General features: G+C 68.2%; 17 protein-coding genes. 9 read left to right on the top strand and 8 right to left on the bottom strand.

What is annotated here, in order from left to right:
* The first annotated feature begins 115 nt into the window (after positions 1 to 115).
* The 3 genes from ACZ69Q_RS28725 to ACZ69Q_RS28715 are packed head-to-tail and all read left to right on the top strand — an operon-like array spanning position 116 to position 5,252.
* On the top strand, positions 116 to 1,981 hold the full coding sequence (locus ACZ69Q_RS28725; RefSeq protein ID WP_471047012.1) for an ATP-binding protein: 1,866 nt from the start codon (positions 116 to 118) through the stop codon (positions 1,979 to 1,981).
* A gap of 2 nt (positions 1,982 to 1,983) precedes the next feature.
* Positions 1,984 to 4,707 carry an ATP-binding protein gene (locus tag ACZ69Q_RS28720; protein WP_471047010.1) on the top strand — a complete coding sequence of 908 codons (2,724 nt, stop codon included), beginning with the start codon at positions 1,984 to 1,986 and terminating at the stop codon, positions 4,705 to 4,707.
* A complete protein-coding gene (locus tag ACZ69Q_RS28715; RefSeq protein ID WP_471047008.1) occupies positions 4,704 to 5,252 on the top strand; it encodes a Pycsar system effector family protein in 549 nt (182 codons plus the stop codon). The genes ACZ69Q_RS28720 and ACZ69Q_RS28715 overlap by 4 nt, the downstream gene beginning before the upstream one ends.
* A 52-nt stretch (positions 5,253 to 5,304) precedes the next feature.
* Here ACZ69Q_RS28715 and ACZ69Q_RS28710 read toward each other — a convergent pair whose 3' ends face one another.
* From ACZ69Q_RS28710 to ACZ69Q_RS28690, 5 genes are all read right to left on the bottom strand, one after another.
* Positions 5,305 to 5,697 (bottom strand): hypothetical protein, encoded by a 393-nt coding sequence (locus ACZ69Q_RS28710; RefSeq protein ID WP_471047006.1) that lies wholly within the window; start codon positions 5,695 to 5,697, stop codon positions 5,305 to 5,307.
* Positions 5,698 to 5,833: 136 nt separating this feature from the next.
* A complete protein-coding gene (locus tag ACZ69Q_RS28705) occupies positions 5,834 to 6,250 on the bottom strand; it encodes a Fur family transcriptional regulator (protein WP_471047004.1) in 417 nt (138 codons plus the stop codon).
* A gap of 61 nt (positions 6,251 to 6,311) precedes the next feature.
* Positions 6,312 to 7,214: a metal ABC transporter permease gene (locus tag ACZ69Q_RS28700; RefSeq protein WP_471047003.1), complete on the bottom strand. Its 903-nt coding sequence runs from the start codon at positions 7,212 to 7,214 to the stop codon at positions 6,312 to 6,314.
* A complete protein-coding gene (locus tag ACZ69Q_RS28695) occupies positions 7,214 to 8,005 on the bottom strand; it encodes a metal ABC transporter ATP-binding protein (protein WP_471047001.1) in 792 nt (263 codons plus the stop codon). Before ACZ69Q_RS28695 ends, ACZ69Q_RS28700 begins: the two co-directional genes overlap by 1 nt.
* Positions 8,002 to 8,973, bottom strand: a complete 972-nt coding sequence (locus tag ACZ69Q_RS28690) for a metal ABC transporter substrate-binding protein (RefSeq protein WP_471046999.1) — start codon at positions 8,971 to 8,973, stop codon at positions 8,002 to 8,004. Before ACZ69Q_RS28690 ends, ACZ69Q_RS28695 begins: the two co-directional genes overlap by 4 nt.
* Positions 8,974 to 9,135: 162 nt before the next feature.
* On the opposite strand from ACZ69Q_RS28690, the gene ACZ69Q_RS28685 reads away from it, so the two are divergent.
* A complete protein-coding gene (locus ACZ69Q_RS28685; protein WP_471046997.1) occupies positions 9,136 to 10,518 on the top strand; it encodes a glycine--tRNA ligase in 1,383 nt (460 codons plus the stop codon).
* Positions 10,519 to 10,618: 100 nt separating this feature from the next.
* On the top strand, positions 10,619 to 11,008 hold the full coding sequence (locus ACZ69Q_RS28680) for a DUF4394 domain-containing protein (RefSeq protein ID WP_471046995.1): 390 nt from the start codon (positions 10,619 to 10,621) through the stop codon (positions 11,006 to 11,008).
* Positions 11,009 to 11,018: 10 nt separating this feature from the next.
* Here ACZ69Q_RS28680 and ACZ69Q_RS28675 read toward each other — a convergent pair whose 3' ends face one another.
* Positions 11,019 to 12,128 (bottom strand): endonuclease/exonuclease/phosphatase family protein, encoded by a 1,110-nt coding sequence (locus tag ACZ69Q_RS28675; RefSeq protein WP_471046993.1) that lies wholly within the window; start codon positions 12,126 to 12,128, stop codon positions 11,019 to 11,021.
* Positions 12,129 to 12,318: 190 nt separating this feature from the next.
* Between ACZ69Q_RS28675 and ACZ69Q_RS28670 the strand changes: the two genes are divergently transcribed.
* A complete protein-coding gene (locus tag ACZ69Q_RS28670; RefSeq protein ID WP_471046991.1) occupies positions 12,319 to 12,930 on the top strand; it encodes a LysE family translocator in 612 nt (203 codons plus the stop codon).
* On the opposite strand, the gene ACZ69Q_RS28665 is transcribed toward ACZ69Q_RS28670, so the two are convergent.
* Positions 12,927 to 14,075: a TRM11 family SAM-dependent methyltransferase gene (locus tag ACZ69Q_RS28665; RefSeq protein WP_471046989.1), complete on the bottom strand. Its 1,149-nt coding sequence runs from the start codon at positions 14,073 to 14,075 to the stop codon at positions 12,927 to 12,929. The genes ACZ69Q_RS28670 and ACZ69Q_RS28665 overlap by 4 nt on opposite strands.
* Positions 14,076 to 14,249: 174 nt before the next feature.
* Here ACZ69Q_RS28665 and ACZ69Q_RS28660 point away from each other — a divergent pair, with 174 nt between their 5' ends.
* On the top strand, positions 14,250 to 14,912 hold the full coding sequence (locus ACZ69Q_RS28660; protein WP_471046987.1) for a maltokinase N-terminal cap-like domain-containing protein: 663 nt from the start codon (positions 14,250 to 14,252) through the stop codon (positions 14,910 to 14,912).
* A 17-nt stretch (positions 14,913 to 14,929) separates the two neighbouring features.
* On the top strand, positions 14,930 to 15,475 hold the full coding sequence (locus tag ACZ69Q_RS28655; RefSeq protein ID WP_471046985.1) for a GNAT family N-acetyltransferase: 546 nt from the start codon (positions 14,930 to 14,932) through the stop codon (positions 15,473 to 15,475).
* On the opposite strand, the gene ACZ69Q_RS28650 is transcribed toward ACZ69Q_RS28655, so the two are convergent.
* Positions 15,453 to 16,499 carry a chitinase gene (locus ACZ69Q_RS28650; protein ID WP_471046983.1) on the bottom strand — a complete coding sequence of 349 codons (1,047 nt, stop codon included), beginning with the start codon at positions 16,497 to 16,499 and terminating at the stop codon, positions 15,453 to 15,455. The genes ACZ69Q_RS28655 and ACZ69Q_RS28650 overlap by 23 nt on opposite strands.
* Before the next feature lie 170 nt (positions 16,500 to 16,669).
* On the opposite strand from ACZ69Q_RS28650, the gene ACZ69Q_RS28645 reads away from it, so the two are divergent.
* Positions 16,670 to 17,689 (top strand): aldo/keto reductase, encoded by a 1,020-nt coding sequence (locus ACZ69Q_RS28645; RefSeq protein ID WP_471046981.1) that lies wholly within the window; start codon positions 16,670 to 16,672, stop codon positions 17,687 to 17,689.
* Positions 17,690 to 17,720: the final 31 nt, after the last annotated feature.

Below are 17,720 nucleotides of genomic sequence, written 5' to 3'. Positions count from 1 at the left end.
GCGAACTCAGGGCCACCACCTCTGATCATATTTGACTGTTCGCGACCATCCATGCGAATGGCTTGTTAGCGGGTATCGAGAGCGCTACCGTTAATAACACTTCTGCCGGCCAGAGGTGTATCAGGGGGAGCGGTCGGTGCGCGATATCGAAATTGGAACGGACGTTTCCAGCTTTCTCAGGATGGTGGAAAGCCTATTCGATTCTCCGGAGGTGATTCTCCGGGAGCTGCTGCAGAACGCCCTGGAAGCGACCTTCCAGGCGGCCCGGTCCGGGGCACGAATATCGCCGATCACCATCACCACACGGCAGGATCCGGGCGGTGTCGGAGGCGGGCGGCTCATTTTCTCCGACGCGGGCATAGGCATGTCGGAGGCCGAGCTCGAGGGAAACCTCTCGACGTTCTTCCTGAGCGGTTGGCCAAGCGAACCCGGGGAAACGCTGGGAATCGGAAAGTTCGGTTTCGGTTTCTACACGGTGTTCCTGGCCGCACACGAGGTCAGCGTGGTTTCCCGCAAGTTCGGCAGCGCTCCGGACGAGCCGGCGGTTCGCTGGTCACTGAACCGAAGCGCACGTACGGCTGTCATCGACAGGGTCCCGGACGGTTTGCGCGACCACGGCACCACCGTCGTGCTGCAGATCTCCGACGAGCATGACGAACTGCTCGACACCGACTTCATCCTCGAATACCTGCGCGAGCAATATCTGTACGCGCCCTATCCCGTGCTCGTGAACGGGGTCCCGCTGGGAATTCCTCAGCCCGAAGGCTGGCGGGAGTCCCTGTCGTCGCGGGGAGGTGTGGTGGGAGAGATGCTGCAGGAGCGGTTTCAGTGGTCGCATCGCCCCGTGTACGCAACCCGCGTGAAAACTGCGGGAGATGGCGCGCTGGCAGTGGCGCCCGCCGGCTTCGTGCCTCCGATCACCGTCTACCGCCGGGGCATCCTCGTCACCGAGGAGGAGATCCTTCCCTATCCGCTGAACCTCGTCATGTGCGGCGTCGTCGATGTCGCCGACATCGATCTCAAGCCGGATCGCGCCGGGTTGCGCCACGACGCCTCGTACCAGCGACTCAGCCGTGACCTGGAGGCGTCCGCACGGCAGGCACTGCTTCAACTCGCCCGGAAGGGCAACGACCATGTGGAGCGCCTGTTCCAGACCCACGGGGACACCACCAGGCTGCTCCTGAGGCACGACCCGGAACTTCGCCTGGCGCTCGGGCCGAGGATGCCGCTCCCCCTGTACTTCCCGGACGCCGTGTCGGGCCGGCGCCACACATCCGTACGGGACGTCGTCGAGGGATCCGCCGGCCGGGTGCTGCGATGGGCCTACGACCGAGGCAACGACCAGCTCTTCGCCGACCGCGCCCGGCACCTCGGGGCGGCGCCCGTGCTGCTGGACGAGGAGGAGATCCTTCGACTCGTGGCCGACATCTGCGCCGATCACGGGGTGACTCTCCGGCACGTCGTCAAGGACTACATGGACGAGATCAGCAGGGCCGCCGAGGCATGGGGGCCACTGCACGAACTCTTCGCCTCGGTGAGCGCGCCGGACTGGGAGATCCTGTGTGTCGACGATGTCGACGCCCGGGTCCCGGTCAAGTTGGTCTCGACGTCCCGGTCCGCCGCTCCGGCCCGTTCGTCCTACTGGGACGACATGTTCGACGACGACGCGGACCTGGAGGAGGACTGGTGGGAGGACTTCGAATTCGCTGAACCGCGGACCGTCCAGGGCGACGGTTCGCTGTGGGCCGTGGTGAACACCAGGAATCCGATTATTCAGAGCCTGCGCCGGTCACTCGATGTCGTCTCCACGACGGAGCTCAGCCGCTACGCCCGGATCATGATGGTGCTCGCCCAGCTCATGGCCCAGAACACCATCAGCAATGAGGAGTTCCAGCGGCTGAACGTCGAGGTGCTCGCCCTGCTCGACAACGACATCGGAACGAAAGACGGGCGAACGGGACAGTCGGCGGAGGAGGGTTGACGATGAGCGAGAACCATGCGGACGAGGGCGACGAGATCGTTCCTGGAGCTGATGAGGAGGAAGAGCTCCCGCTCCAGGACGGCAATGCCACGGACGACGGGAAAATATCGATCGGCGCGGTGTCGACCATCCTCGATCTGCTCGTCCGCGATCTCTATGGGAACGACCCCTACCTCACCGTCCGGGAACTCATGCAGAACGCGCACGACGCGCTGGCGGAACTTCCCGAAGAGGCGGGGGAACACCGCAACCAGCCCATCGTCGTGATGATCGACGCCCTTGGTGAGGAACCCTATCTGGAGATCACCGATCACGGCATCGGCATGACCGCGGACGATGTGCGCACGAAGCTGTGCGTCGTGGGCAACAGTTCCAAGCTCAAGGCTCACAACCCCGCTCTGATCGGCAAGTACGGCATCGGCTTCCTCTCTTCGTTCATCGTCGCCGATCGCGTCGAGGTGGTCACCCGGCGCTACGGTTCGGACACGACGCTGCTCTGGGAGACCAGAGACAAAGAGAACTGGCAGATCACGACCCTCGCGGAGCACGCATTCGAGCACGGTACTCGCGTGCGTCTCTATTTCCGGGACTACTACCCGCCGGAATACGAAGAGCGGGTCCGCAGCCTCCGCTTCGTCGATGGCGTCGAGGGCATCATCAAACAGCACTGCTACCTCATCGCGGTGCCGATCCAGGTCGGAAACGTCAGCGTGGGCGGCGGCCTGCGCCGGGCGAACGCCCTTGGCGTTCCCTGGGATTCCGACGTCGAGGCACGGGCCGCCTTCCAGGCGATGTTCGGGCAGCGCAACGAACCCCTCGCCATCCACCGGTTCCACCGGAAGCACCCCCAGCTCGACCTGACCGTGTCCGGCGTTCTCTATTTCCGCGACCGCATCTCCAGCTCGCTGTCCGCCTCACTGCACGTCAAGCGCATGTTGGTGGACCGGGAGGTCAACCGGCTGATACCCGCCTACGCGCCGTTCGTACAGGCCATCTTCGAATGCCCCGACCTCCAGTACGACCTGGCCCGGCGCACCGTTCGGCCCTTCGACCCGACCTACCGATGGGTGCGCGGGGTTGCGGCCCAGGAGTTCGAGACGGCATTCATCAATTTCGCACGCGAGAGGGCCGACGACTTCACCGAGCTATGGCCCAATATCGACAACACGGTGATCAGCCGACTGCTTGAGATTCTGGTGGTCGACGGGGAGGGTGGTGAGGACCATGACGCCGCCAAGTCCTTCGTGCTGAACGCCTCCCGATACTTCCCCTTCCATGTGATCACCCAGTTCATCGGGGCCCAGGGCAAGCCGGCGTGGATTTCCATCGACGAGCTGCTGAAGAAGAACCCGCCGGCCGTCGGCGGCGAGAAGGTGACCATCCACTTCTCCGAGAAGACCAACCCGATCGAGAAGGAGCTGCTCCTCAACGATCACCTCTTCTTCATCGACGTGAGCCGGGCGGAGAAGCGGCCGCATCAGGCGATGATCATGCAGATGCAGGCCTTCAACGAGCATTACCCGGATTACCGCATCCGTCAGGTGAGCGCCAGCAGGTTCGAGAAGGTTTCCGACGAGGAGGCCCCTCATTGGCGTCATCTGGTGGGAAGCCTCGAGCGCGGCATCCGCTTCGTCCACAGCAGCCATGAGGTGCAGGTAGAACGGTTCGACCCCGCCACGACCGCCATCGCCATCACCAATTCCAATGTGGACCCGGAGGTTCTGGAGAACATCAGGGGCAGTTTCGACTCGCTCAGCGGAATGGTGGGCTCGGAAGTCGTCTTCGACCGGATGCGTCGTGTTCTGGAGGAGATGCAGCAGAAGGGCGGCGTTCTCACCATCCATGTCAACGCCAAGAACGCTCTGATGCAGCGCCTGGCCGAGGCCGGGCAGGATGAGATAGCCGACCTGGGCGCGAAGGCCGTCTGCTGGCGAGCGGTCCTCGACTACTACGGATGGAACAGCGACGGGCACATGTTCGCCACGGAGAAGAAATTCACCGGCGACCTCATCAGCCGCCTGCTCAATACGAACGAAACCCTGGGCAAGTTGAAGATCCAGCACAGGGAGCAGAGCGCGGAACTGCAGGAGGTCCGGGGGCGCGTGGCCGGACTGGAGGCCAGGCGGAGCCAGGAAGAACTGGATGCGTTCGTCGGAGTGCTCGACGTACAGGGCTCCACCGCGAGCATCGTCGGCAACGCGGCCTCCGGGCCCGGCCAGGCCATACGGTATCTGCAGTTGCTCCTGGGAGACATCAAGGAGTTCATCGAGGGATTCGCCCGTGTGATCGGCTTCACAGGGGACGGTCTTCAGTTCTTCCTCCCGGGCGACACCACCCTCGAACGGAATGTGCACGCGGCGCTGACCACCGGCATCGCGAGTCGGCTCCGCTCGCTGCGCGACCGGAACGACGAGGTCAAAAGCATCGTCCAGGAGACACGGTTCAGTACGCCGGTGTTGCGGGTCGCCCTCGCCTACGGCAGGACCTGGGTGGGGCCCGTCGTGTCCTCGTACGACCTGATGGGCCTGCCCGCCGTACAGGCCACCCGGCTCTGCGCCGATGAGCAGCTCTACCGTACGGCCCAGGCGCAGTTGCTGATCACCGAGGACGCATACGACGTGGGGACCCGGCAGAACCTGTGGCGGGCCTCCGAGTTCACGCAGTTCCAGCGCGTACAACTGAACGGCCTGGCGACGGACGTGAACACCTTCAGGCCGGTCCCATGACCGCTGAGGCCAATTCCCGTGACAGGCGGGCGCGCAGGCAGCAGCTTGCCTACACGGACACCCTGCTGAGGGAAACGCGGGAAGAGATCACCAGAGCCGACGCCAAAGCCGCAACCCTGCTGGCGGGCAGCGGTGTGGTGACCGGCGTCGTGCTGAGCGCGGCTCTCGCCGGCCAGTGGTCGCCCCGTGATCTGAGGACCCTGTCGCAGATCACGTGGTGGATCTCGGCGATCTGCGGCGCGTACGGGCTCGGCGCTCTGGCCTCCGCGGTCATGCCGACGACCAGCAAGCGGCGTACACCGTCGCACCCCGCGAGCTCGCTGAGCTACTACGGTGACGTCGAAGCCTGCGCGAGCATCGAGCAGTTGCGGGACAACATCGAGCGGCACGCTGCCGATCCACTGGCCAGGACGGTGGAGCAGCTCTGGCTGCTCAGCCGCGTCGTGTCACGCAAGTACCGCAGGATCCGCGTCGGTGTACTCGCCCTGGGCATCGCATTCGCCGGGTTCGCCGTGACGCTGATGCTCCAGCTCGCCACGACATGAAGCGGCCCCGCTCCACCGAAGTGGAGCGGGGCCGTTCGTGGTTCCCGCCGACTTAGTTGTCGTTGAGGAACGTGTAGTCCTTGCACTCGCCGTCAGGCGCGCGGCAGAACTTGAAGCCGATGCGGGTGTTCTCCGGCAGGTCGTACTTGCCGCCCATGCTGGCCTTCTTGGTGGCCGTGTTGCCCTCGCCACCGACGGTGAAGGAGTAGCGCGGGTTGCCGCTCGGGCTGCCGATGTACACGTTCATCGTGACACCACGGCCGTCGGCGTCGTTGTCCTTGATCGTGACAACGTCACCGTACTCGTTGAAGAAGCCGGTGCCGCTCCAGTCGACGCCGGGCACGTTGCCCCAGGCGTCCCCCGTGTGCATGGTGTGGTCGGCGGCGGCCGCGGAGTTCGCGACAGCCATCACGAGCGCGGCGCTCGCAGCGGCCACACCTGCCATACGTCCCAGTCTCAAGTTGTTCTCCCCTGTGATTCATGTGGCCCCTGTGGTCGCAGGAGCCGTAATGATCATATGAACACTTGATCACGAAGGGGTTACGGTAGGTTCATCATTTGGCCAACTGGCCTGATTTGGCTCAGCCGTTGATGGCCGCGCAGTCCGCGCAGGTGCCGAAGATCTCCACCGTGTGCGCCACGTTCACATAGCCGTGCTCGGCCGCGATGGCGTCCGCCCACTTCTCCACGGCCGGGCCTTCGACCTCGACCGCCTTGCCGCAGACACGGCACACGAGGTGGTGGTGGTGCTCGCCGCTGGAGCAGCGGCGGTAGACCGACTCGCCGTCGGAGGTGCGCAGGACGTCGACCTCGCCGGCGTCGGCGAGCGACTGGAGGGTGCGGTAGACCGTCGTGAGGCCGACCGAATCGCCCTTGTGCTTGAGCATGTCGTGGAGCTCCTGCGCGCTGCGGAACTCGTCGACCTCGTCCAGGGCCGCCGCCACAGCGGCCCGCTGCCGCGTCGCGCGGCCCTTCACGGGCGGTCCAGCGGTCGTCACCGGTTTGCCTCCTCACGTCTGCGCCTTGCCGGGCCATTGTGCCAGCCCGGGCTGGGCGCGGTCAGACGCTCACCTTCCCGTCGCTCTCCCTGCTGGCCGGAATCGCGCACTCCGCCGGGTCGCCGGAGGGTTGCGCCGCCGCCAGGGCACGCGCCCTGCGCCGGGCCAGCGGGGCCGCCAGCGCGGTAAGCGCGATGAACGCGCCGATGGTCAGCAGGACGATCGTCGCGCCGGGCGGCACGTCCTGGTAGTACGAGGTCACGGTGCCGCCGATCGTCACCGTGATGCCGATCGCCACGGCGATGGCGAACGTCGCCGCGAAGCTGCGCGTGAGCTGCTGCGCCGCCGCCACCGGCACCACCATCAGCGCGCTCACCAGCAGCAGGCCGACCACGCGCATCGCGACCGTCACCGTCACCGCCGCGGTGATCGCGGTCAGCAGGTTCAGGGCGCGCACGGGAAGGCCCGTGACCCTCGCGAACTCCTCGTCCTGGCTCACCGCGAAGAGCTGGCGGCGCAGACCCAGGGTGACGAGCACCACGAATGCGGCGAGCAGGATGATCGCCGTCACGTCCGACTCGCTCACCGTGGACAAGGAGCCGAAGAGGTACGACGTCAGGTTCGCGTTCGAGCCGTTCGGAGCGAGGTTGATGAGCATGACGCCGCCGGCCATACCGCCGTAGAAGAGCATCGCGAGGGCGATGTCGCCGCGGGTCTTGCCGTACCAGCGGATCAGCTCCATCAGTACCGCGCCGAGCACCGACACCAGCGTCGCCATCCACACCGGCGACCAGGACAGCAGGAAGCCGAGGCCCACGCCGGTCATCGCGACATGGCCGATTCCGTCGCCCATCAGTGCCTGGCGGCGCTGGACGAGGTAGATGCCGACGGCGGGGGCGGTGATGCCGACCAGGACGGCGGCGAGCAGCGCCCGCTGCATGAAGTCGTAGTTCAGGAAGTCCATCAGCTCAGCAGTCCCGTCCGGATCCGTTCGGCGTCGTGAGCCGCGTGCGGGTGTACGTGGTCGTGGCCGGGAAGCGCGTGCTGGCCGACCGCCTTCGGGGGCGGCCCGTCGTGCATGACACAGCCGTCGCGCAGGACGACCGCCCGGTCGATCAAGGGCTCCAGGGGGCCCAGTTCGTGCAGCACGAGAAGGACCGTCGCACCGCCTGCGACCTGCTCCGTGAGCGTGCGAGCGAGCACTTCCTGGCTGGCCAGGTCCACGCCCGCCATCGGCTCGTCCATGATCAGCAGCTCGGGCTCGGAGGCCAGGGCACGGGCGATGAGCACGCGCTGGTGCTGGCCGCCGGAGAGGGCGTTCACGGAGTCCTTGACCCGGTCCGCCATGCCGACCAGCTCCAGGGCGTGCCGGACGGCCGTGTGGTCGGCCTTGCGGAAGACGCCGAAGCGGGTGCGGGACAGGCGGCCCGAGGAGACGACCTCGCCGACCGTGGCGGGCACGCCGCCGGCGGCCGTCGTGCGCTGCGGGACGTAGCCCACCCGCGCCCAGTCGCGGAACCGGGCCCGCGCGGTGCCGAACAGCTCGATCTCGCCGGCGCTGACCGGCACCTGGCCGATGACGCTGCGCACGGCCGTCGACTTGCCCGAGCCGTTGGCGCCGAGCAGGGCGACGACCTCACCGCGGCGCACGGTGAGGTCGATGCCGCGCAGGACGGGGCGCGAGCCCAGCTCGGCGCGGACGCCGCGCAGCGATATGACGGGCTCGGTCATGCCGTCCTCCGTAGCGTTGGTCATTTGGCTCCCAGGGCGGTCTTCAGGGCCGTGAGGTTGGCCTCCATGACTCCGAAGTAGTCGTCGCCCTTGGACTTGTCGGTGATGCCCTCCAGCGGATCGAGGACGTCGGTCTTCAGGCCGGCGTCGGCGGCGAGGGTCTTCGCGGTCTTGTCGGACACGAGTGTCTCGTAGAACACGGTGGTCACACCGTCGGCGCTGGCCTCCTTCTGGAGCTCCTTCATCCGGGCCGGACTCGGCTCGCTGTCCGGGTCGACGCCGGTGATGGCCTCCTGGGTCAGGCCGTAGCGCTCGGCGAGGTAGCCGAAGGCGGAGTGGTTGGTGAAGAAGACCTTGGACCGGGTGTCCTTGAGCCCGTCCGCGAACTCGGTGTTCAGCTCGCCGAGCTTCTTGACCAGGGCGTCGGTGTTCTTCTGGTAGTCGGCCGCGTGGTCGGGGTCCGCCTTCTCGAAGGCCGCGCCGACGCCCTTGGCGATCTCGGCGTACTTCACCGGGTCGAGCCAGACGTGCGGGTCGAGGGCGTGCCCCTCCTCCTCGGAGTGCGACTCCTCGGAGTGGGCCTCCTCGCCCGCGTGCTCGTGCTCGACGTCGCCGTGGTCCTCCAGCTTGGTGAGCGTGGCGGCGTCGATCTTCGTGTCGAGGCCGGCCTGGCCGATCGCCTCGTCCACGGAGGGCTGGAGACCCTTGAGGTAGAGGGCCGCGTCGGAGTCCTCCAACTGGGCCCGCTGCCGGGCGCTGATCTCCAGGTCGTGCGGCTCCTGGCCGGGCTCGGTGAGGCTGGTGACCTTCACATGGGAGCCGCCGATCTGCTCGGCGAGGAAGGCCATGGGGTAGAACGACGCGACGACGTCGAACTTGTCCGTGTTGCCCGCGGCCGCGCTGTCCGAGGAGCAGGCGGAGAGCGCGCCGATACCGACTGCGGTGACGGCCGCGAGGGCGATCCTGGATATGTGAGGTCGTCGTACGTTCATGACAGTCATTTTCAGCGAAATTGGAAACGGTTGTCAACAAGCGTGAGCGGCCGTCCACAGAGGGCTACCGATTTGGTTGAGGGGGAGGCCCCGCCGGTACCCTGAAGCATTCGCTGTGAAGCGCCTCGCTTCGTCGCCCGTCGTCGTAATGAAGAGAGCACCGTGGCCGCCGACAAGATCGACACCATCGTCAGCCTGAGCAAGCGCCGTGGCTTCGTATTCCCCTGCAGTGAGATCTACGGCGGTCAGCGCGCCGCCTGGGACTACGGGCCGCTGGGTGTCGAGCTCAAGGAGAACCTCAAGCGCCAGTGGTGGCGCTACATGGTGACGTCGCGCGAGGACGTCGTCGGTATCGACTCGTCCGTGATCCTGGCCCCCGACGTCTGGGTCGCCTCCGGCCACGTCGCCACCTTCACGGACCCGCTCACCGAGTGCACCTCCTGCCACAAGCGGTTCCGCGCGGACCACCTGGAGGAGGCGTACGAGGCCAAGAAGGGCCACCTTCCGGAGAACGGCCTCGCGGACATCAACTGCCCGAACTGCGGCAACAAGGGCCAGTTCACCGAGCCCAAGCAGTTCTCGGGTCTGCTCTCCACCCACCTCGGCCCGACGCAGGACTCCGGCTCGATCGCGTACCTGCGCCCGGAGACCGCGCAGGGCATCTTCACCAACTTCGCCCAGGTGCAGGTCGCTTCTCGCAAGAAGCCGCCGTTCGGCATCGCGCAGATGGGCAAGTCCTTCCGCAACGAGATCACGCCCGGCAACTTCATCTTCCGCACCCGCGAGTTCGAGCAGATGGAGATGGAGTTCTTCGTCAAGCCGGGCGAGGACGAGAAGTGGCAGGAGTACTGGATGGAGCAGCGCTGGAACTGGTACACCGGCCTGGGCCTGCGCGAGGAGAACATGCGGTGGTACGAGCACCCGAAGGAGAAGCTCTCCCACTACTCCAAGCGCACCGCTGACATCGAGTACCGCTTCCAGTTCGGCGGCAACGAGTGGGGCGAGCTGGAGGGTGTGGCCAACCGCACCGACTACGACCTCGGCGCGCACTCCAAGGCCTCCGGCCAGGACCTCTCCTACTTCGACCAGGAGGCCGGCGAGCGCTGGACGCCGTACGTCATCGAGCCCGCGGCCGGTGTCGGCCGCGCGATGCTGGCGTTCCTCCTCGACGCCTACGTCGAGGACGAGGCGCCGAACGCCAAGGGCAAGATGGAGAAGCGCACGGTGCTGCGCCTCGACCACCGCCTGGCCCCGGTGAAGGTCGCGGTCCTGCCGCTGTCGCGGAACGCCGAGCTCTCCCCGAAGGCCAAGGGCCTCGCCCAGGCGCTGCGGCAGAACTGGAACATCGAGTTCGACGACGCCGGCGCCATCGGCCGCCGCTACCGCCGCCAGGACGAGATCGGCACGCCGTACTGCGTGACGGTCGACTTCGACACGCTCGAGGACAACGCCGTGACGGTGCGTGAGCGTGACTCGATGAAGCAGGAGCGTATCTCCCTCGACCAGATCGAGGGCTACCTGGCGAGCCGCCTCGTCGGCGCCTGAGGGATCCGCTGAAAAACCCCGATTCCGTTACGGACGTAACAGGCATAACGGAATCGGGGTTTTTGCCGTCCGTGGGGCGGTTCGCTCCGAAGGGGAGGTCATGCGCGGCCCGCAGCGGGCGGGGCGCGGCGAGGAACCTCTCGGTGCGACGGCGGCGGGGGTGACGGCGGCGGCGTACACGAACAACGACCTCGACGCGACGACCGCCACGACGCTCTTCGACCTCGACACGGCCCAGGACCAGGTCTCCCTCCAGTCCCCGGCCAACGCGGGCAACCTGGCGCCGACCGGAAAGACGGGCACGGACCTGCCGCCCGCAACGGGCTTCGACATCTACAGCTCACCGTCCACCGCCGCCAACACCGGCTACGCGGTGGCCGGTTCACGCACCCTGCGCATCAACCTGCTGACCGGCAGGGCGACCACCGTCGGCGGCTTCCCGAAGGGGCGGCAGGTGGTGGACCTGGCGCTGCCGCTGCGGCAGGGCTGAGGACCGGCGATCACAGGTCCAGATCGGCGTAGAGGGCGGCGTGGTCGGAGGCGGCGTCGACGTTCGACGTCACCGAGTCGAAGGACTTGATGCCCTCGGCGTGGATTCCGCGGGTCTCCAGGGCCACATGCTGTACGCCGTTCCACAACTGCGGTGACAGAAGGAGATAGTCGATCTTGTGGCGCGGTGAGTCGCACTCCCCGAAGGTGCCGGGCAGGCCCCGGTAACTTGGGTGACTCATCGCGTCCTGAAGACCGGTGGCCAGGATGGCGCCGCTGGAGGCGCTGTCGGGGGAGTCGTTGAGGTCTCCGGCGACCACGACCTTCGGGGAGCGCTTCAGGGCTTCCGTGTAGATCTCCGCGACCCGACGGGCCTGGGCCAGTCGCAGCGCCGGGTCGTCCGAGCTCTTGCTCTTGAGGTGGTTGCCGAGGAGCCACAGCGGCTTCTGACCGCCGAGATCGATCTCGAACTCGGGGCAGTCCCGGCTGAACAACGGCCGGTTTTCGTGGCGGTCGAAGAGGTGCGGCCGTACGGAGGTGATCGGGTGGCGGCTCAGAACGCCGATGTCGATGCCACGGATGTCGTTGCCGTCGATCAGCATGCTGTACGGGTACGGCTTCATCTTCAGGGTCCCGTCCAGGATCTGCTCGTTGAAGCGTTGCAGGGTGAGCCGGTCCTCGACCTCGACCATCAGCAGGATGTCGGCGTTGACCTCGGCGACGACCCGGCCGGTGTTCTTCACGGCGTCCCCGCCGAGGTCCTCCCGTACGAGTTCGGCCCAACCCGTCCAGTCGCCCCGGCCGCCGGCGACGACCCGCACCTCGAACTCGGCGCTGCCCGGCTGACCGGATGTCTGGAAGAGCTTGGCGCCGCCGATGCGGGTCTGGTTGACGAAGATCGGCGGGGGGTTCTTCGGGTTCGTCTCGTAGGCCCGGTGCTTCGCGACGATCTCGGCGATCCGCAGCTTCTCGTCCCGCTCGTACCTCGCCAGGTCGAGCAGCGACACCAGCTCGGCGAAGTCGGCCAGGACCCGGCGGCGCCGCTCGACGTCCGGGATGCCGAGGGCCTTGGGACGGCGGAAGAGGTTCTCCGCGTTGAAGGTGGCGATGCGGATGGTCATGGCGCCTCCTCTGCGGTGGCGCAGGGGCGTCCGCGGTGCCGGGGGGCAGGCGCCACCGGGGGCTGCTCGCCCGACAGTTCAATTCTCCGGCCACCGCGAGGCGGTGTCGAACGCAGTGGCTGATTGGCCCTGTTACGGGGTGGGCGATTGGCCTTGTACGGCCATGCTTCGGGCACGGCAGGGTGACGGCATGAGTCTCGCCTTCCTCCTCACCACCCTCGTCGTCGTCGCCACCCCCGGCACCGGCGTCGTCTACACGCTCGCCGCCGCTCTTTCCCGCGGCCGTCGCGCCGGCGTCGTCGCCGCCTTCGGCTGCACCCTCGGGATCGTGCCGCACATGGTGGCCACGATCACCGGTGTCGCCGCGCTGCTGCACGCGAGCGCGACCGCCTTCCAGATCCTCAAGTACGCCGGTGTCGCCTACCTCTTCTACATGGCCTGGGCGACGCTCAAGGACAGGGAGGCCCTCGTGGTGGACGACAAGCCCGCGCCGCTCTCCGCGGGGCGGGTGATCCTGCGGGGTGTGCTGATCAACATTCTCAATCCGAAGCTGACGATGTTCTTCTTCGCCTTCCTGCCGCAGTTCGTGGATCCGGGCGAGGCGAACGCACTGCCGCGCATGCTCGTGCTCAGCGGGGTGTTCATGGCGGCGACGTTCGTGGTCTTCGCGGCGTACGGCGTCATCGCGGCCTCCGTGCGCAGCCACGTCACCTCCCGGCCGCGGGTGATGACGTGGCTGCGGCGGACCTTCGCCGGGTCGTTCGTGGCACTGGGGGCGAAGCTGGCCCTCACCGCCCGCTAGGCGCTCCGCGGCTGTGCCGTCGTTCGGCTGCGGCGCCGTCGTGGCTGGTCGCGCAGTTCCCCGCGCCCCTCAGGGGGTGCGAGGACCCGGCGTTCCAAGTGGATCAGGAGCGGTTGGCTGCCGAAGAGGCTGAGCCGCTGGACATGGACGGGGGACAGGCCCAGCGCCAGGGCGTGGGCCAGGCCGCGTGCGTCCGGTAGGAGTACGATCGCGCGTCCCTCGTCGGTCAGGACCCTGGCGAGTTCGTGCCACCAGCGCTCCGGGTGCCCGGTGAGCCGGCCGCCGGCGCCGACCTGTTCGCCCCAGGGCGGGTTGCACAGCACGCGGTCCACACTGCGGTCGGCGAGAGGGAGGGCCCCGGCGTCGCCGCGGCGGACCGTGATCGGCAGCGGGCCGGCGTTCTCCCGTGCCGCCCGGCGTGCGGCCGGGGCGAGGTCGAAGCCGACCAGAGTCGTGCCCGGCGCCGTGTGATGAGCCTCGATCAGCAGCGTGCCCGCGCCGCAGCACGGGTCCAGCACCCGCTGCCCCGGCCGTAGTTCGGCCGCCTGGGCCATGGCGGCGGCGACCGGTGGGTGCAGGGTGCCCGGGATCGTCGCGTTCTTGTAGGCACGCCGGTGCGCGGGGCGCCGGCCCAGGCGCAGCAGCAGGGTGGCGTGGGTGCCGTCCAGGGTCAGCCGCCAGCCGCTGTGGCCGGGCGGGGGCGCGTCGCCGTGCCGGCGCGAGTGGTACGGCACCCCCGCACGTTCGGCCAGCACCCGGCCGACGGTGTCCTCGATGTCGTACCGGTTGTACGTCCTGCGGCCCAGGAAGGACGCCGAGATCTCGATGCCGTCACCGAAGCCGGACGGGCCGCCCAGTGTCCTGCGGTCGCGGGCCAGGGCCGCCAGGTCGAACTCGCGGGCCAGGCCGGTCAGTTCGGTCAGGTCGCTCCTGTGCGGACCGATGTCGTGCCGGCGGTGGGCCAGCAGGAAGACATCGTCGGCGGTCCGTAGCCGAAGGGCGATGTCGTCGGCCGCCCGGAAACCCACCTCGCGGTGGCCGATCCAGTCGATGGTCGCGGAGTCCGTCCGCAGAATCTCGGTGCCGAGTACGGGCTCCAGCCCGCGTACGCACCGGGCCACCAGGAACACGCGCGGTGTGCGCATGATGCCGTCTTCTCCCACGTCGAAGCCCGGGACGGTGGAGGACCGTCCCGCATCGCCGGCGCCGGGATGTTCCGCGTCGTGCCGACGGAGCGGCTAGCGGAGGGGGAAGAAGTACGTCGTCATCATGATCGAAAAAGCGTACCAGCCGGTCTGGTTTCCGTGAGAGCCTGCGGCATGGCCATCATCCACCACACCACCCTCAAGCCGACGAAGCTGGAGCTGCTCACCGCCTGGCTGCCCTCCCGCCCGTGGTACGCCGGTGCCGGTGAACCCCGTCTGGCCAAGGCCGGCGGCTTCCGGCTGGACGACCCGCGGGGCGAGGTCGGGATCGAGTTCATGGTGATCACCGACGACTCCGGTCCGGAAACGGTCTGCTATCTGGTTCCGCTGACCTATCGCGGCGCCCCTCTCGACGGCGCCGAGCACGCTCTCGTCGGGACCATGGAGCACGGGGTGCTGGGCCCGCGCTGGGCCTACGACGGCTGCCACGACCCGGTGCTGGTCGCCCAGTTGTGGGCCCTGATCGAGGGGCGGGCCCAGGCCCAGGCGCAGAGCGTCACCGACGCCGTGGACCGCGAGGTCACCCGCTCCTACACCGGACCCGGGCTCGCGGCGGAGCAGGTCACCGCCCCGGTCGTCGAGGACTCGGAGAGCGGCCGGCTGGCCGCGCCGGACGGCACGACCCTGCGGCTGCACCGCGTCCTGCGGCCCGCCCGGCAGGGCGCCGGGCTCCTGACCGAGGGAGCCTCGGGTCATGTCGGCGGCGCCTGGCAACTGCCGGACGGCACCCGCGCGCACGGCCTGTTCGCCGCCCTGCACTCCGACGACCGGCGCTGAGGGCCGGTGCCGAGCGGATGCGTGAGGTGAGGCTGTCCGACGGGGTCGTCAAGCTGTCCCCGCTGTGCCCGGACGACGCCGAGGCCCATCTCGCGGGCGAGGACGAGCAGTTGGTCCGCTGGCTCAGCGGCGGTCCCGGCACTCCCGAGGGCGTCGCGGCCTATCTCCGGCACTGCGTGGACCAGTGGGCCGCGTCCGGCCCCCTGCGTGCCTTCGGCATCCGCGTGGGCGCCGACCGGACGCTCGCGGGCACGATCGACCTGCGGTTCGCGGCGGAGGGCCTCACCCGCGGCCAGGTCAATGTCGCCTACGGCCTCTACCCGTCGTGGCGGGGCCGCGGCCTGGCCACCCGCGCCGTCCTCCTGGTCTGCCGGTACGCGGCCGGCGCGGGCGGGAACGAGGCCGTGATCCAGGTGGAGCCGGACAACGCCGCGTCCGCCGCCGTCGCCCGCCGGGCGGGGTTCACGCCCGGCGGGCAGAGGTTCACCGAGGACGGGACGCTGCTCGACCGGTATGTCCGGGACCTGCGTGCCCCCGGGGTCAACGGCCCTGCAGCGACCTGACGTTGTCGCCGAACGTCCAGTTCTTCGAGCCGTCCCAGTTGATCGACCAGGTCATCAGGCCCTTGAGCGAGGTGCCGTAGTGCCGCCAGGCCTGGGCGACGAGGGACGGTGACATGTAGCCGCCGCCCGCGCCGGACTGTGCGGGCAGGCCGGGCACCTGCTTGTCGTAGGGCACCTTGATGGTCGTGCCCTGCACTACGAGGCCCTTGTTGAGGCAGTCGGTCTGCGCGACGAAGCCCTCGACGGTGCCCGCCGAGTAGGAGTCACCGGAGCAGCCGTACATGCTGCCGTTGTAGTACTGCATGTTCAGCCACCACAGGCGGCCGTTGTCGGCGTACTTCTTGACGATGGGCAGATACGCGCCCCAGATCGAGCCGTAGACGACGCTGCCGCCGGTGACGTACGCCGTCTCCGGGGCCATCGTCAGGCCGAAGTTGGACGGCATCCGGGCGAGGATCCCGTCGATGATGCGGATCAGGTTGGCCTGGGACGTGGACAGTTGGCCGATGTTCCCGCTGCCGGTCAGGCCCGTCTCGATGTCGATGTCGATGCCGTCGAAGTTGTACTTCTTCAGGATCGGGACGATCGTCGCGACGAACCTGTCCGCGACGGCCGTCGAGTTGAGGTCGATGCCGGCTGCCGCGCCGCCGATCGAGAGCAGGATCGTCTGGCCGGACGCCTTCGCCGCGCACATCTCCGCGGGGGTGGCCACCTTCACCCCGCTGTCCATGCCGTCCTCCCACAGGGCCGTGCCGTCGGAGCGGATGACCGGGAACGCCGCGTTGATCACGTTGTAGCCGTGCGCGGCCATGCGGGAATCGGTGATCGGGGTCCAGCCGAAGGGCGGGTGGACGCCGTTGGCGGCGCCGTCCCAGTTCTCCCAGTAGCCCTGGAGGACCTTGCCGGCCGGCTTGGACTTGACCGCGCAGGTGTCGGCGGCGGATGCGGGGGGTGCGGCGGGGAGCTGGGTGAGACAGGCGGTCGCCAGTGCCGCGGTGAGCAGGCTGAGGGCGCGGCGGAGCATACGGGGCCTCCCGGTGGGGGTCGGGGCGGGCGATGTCGTAGGCATGACAGTGCTCGTGGTCCAGACCTCTCGTCAATAGGTCTGGACCACATTGGGTGGTCGGCGAGTGTGCGGACAAGTATGGAATGACAGATATTGAAATCTGTCATTTGTTAGGGCATGGTGGAGGCATGACGATGCAAACCCGCACCCTCGGAACCACCGGCCCCCAGGTCTCCGCCCTCGGCCTCGGATGCATGGGCATGTCCGCGCTGTACGGCGACGCGGACCGGACCGAGTCGATCGCCACCGTCCACGCAGCCCTGGAAGCAGGCGTGACGCTGCTCGACACCGGCGACTTCTACGCCATGGGCCACAACGAGATGCTGGTCGGCGAGGCCCTGCGCACCGCGCCCGCCGCCCTGCGCGAACAGGCACTGGTCAGCGTGAAGTTCGGCGCGCTGCGCTCCCCGGACGGCGACTGGGCCGGCTACGACGGCCGCCCGGCCGCCGTGAAGAACTTCGCCGCCTACTCCCTCCAGCGCCTGGGCGTCGACCACATCGACGTCTACCGGATCGCCCGGCTCGACCCCGACGTACCGATCGAGGAGACGGTCGGCGCGATCTCGGAACTGATCGAGAAGGGATACGTCCGCCATGTGGGCCTCAGCGAGGTCGGCGCCGACACGATCCGCCGGGCCGCCGCCACCGCACCCATCGCCGATCTCCAGATCGAGTACTCCCTGATCTCCCGCGGCATCGAGGAGTCCGTCCTGCCGACCACCCGTGAGCTGGGCATCTCCATCACCGCGTACGGCGTCCTGTCGCGCGGGCTGATCTCCGGCCACTTCGCCCGCGACCGGCAGCTCGCCACCAACGATTTCCGGGCGTACTCGCCCCGCTTCCAGGGCGAGAACCTCCAGCACAACCTCGACCTCGTCGAGGCACTGCGGAAGATCGCCGAGCAGAAGGGCGTCTCCGTCGCCCAGATCGCCATCGCCTGGGTGCTCTCGCGGGGCGCGGGCCACAACGACGACATCGTGCCCCTGATCGGCGCCCGCACCCGCGAGCGGCTCACCGAGTCGCTGGGCGCGCTGGACGTCACGCTGGACGCCACCGACCTCGCGGCGATCGAGCGGGCGGTGCCGGCGGACGCCGCGGCGGGCGACCGCTACCCGGCCCAGCAGATGGCCCACCTGGGCAGCAAGTAGTGACCGCGGTGCCGGATCACCTGCCGGGTAC

It is taken from the genome of Streptomyces sp. NPDC036764, assembly GCF_055609385.1.
Note: the sequence above shows the minus strand (reverse complement) of the source record. Positions and strands in the feature narration are given on the sequence as shown.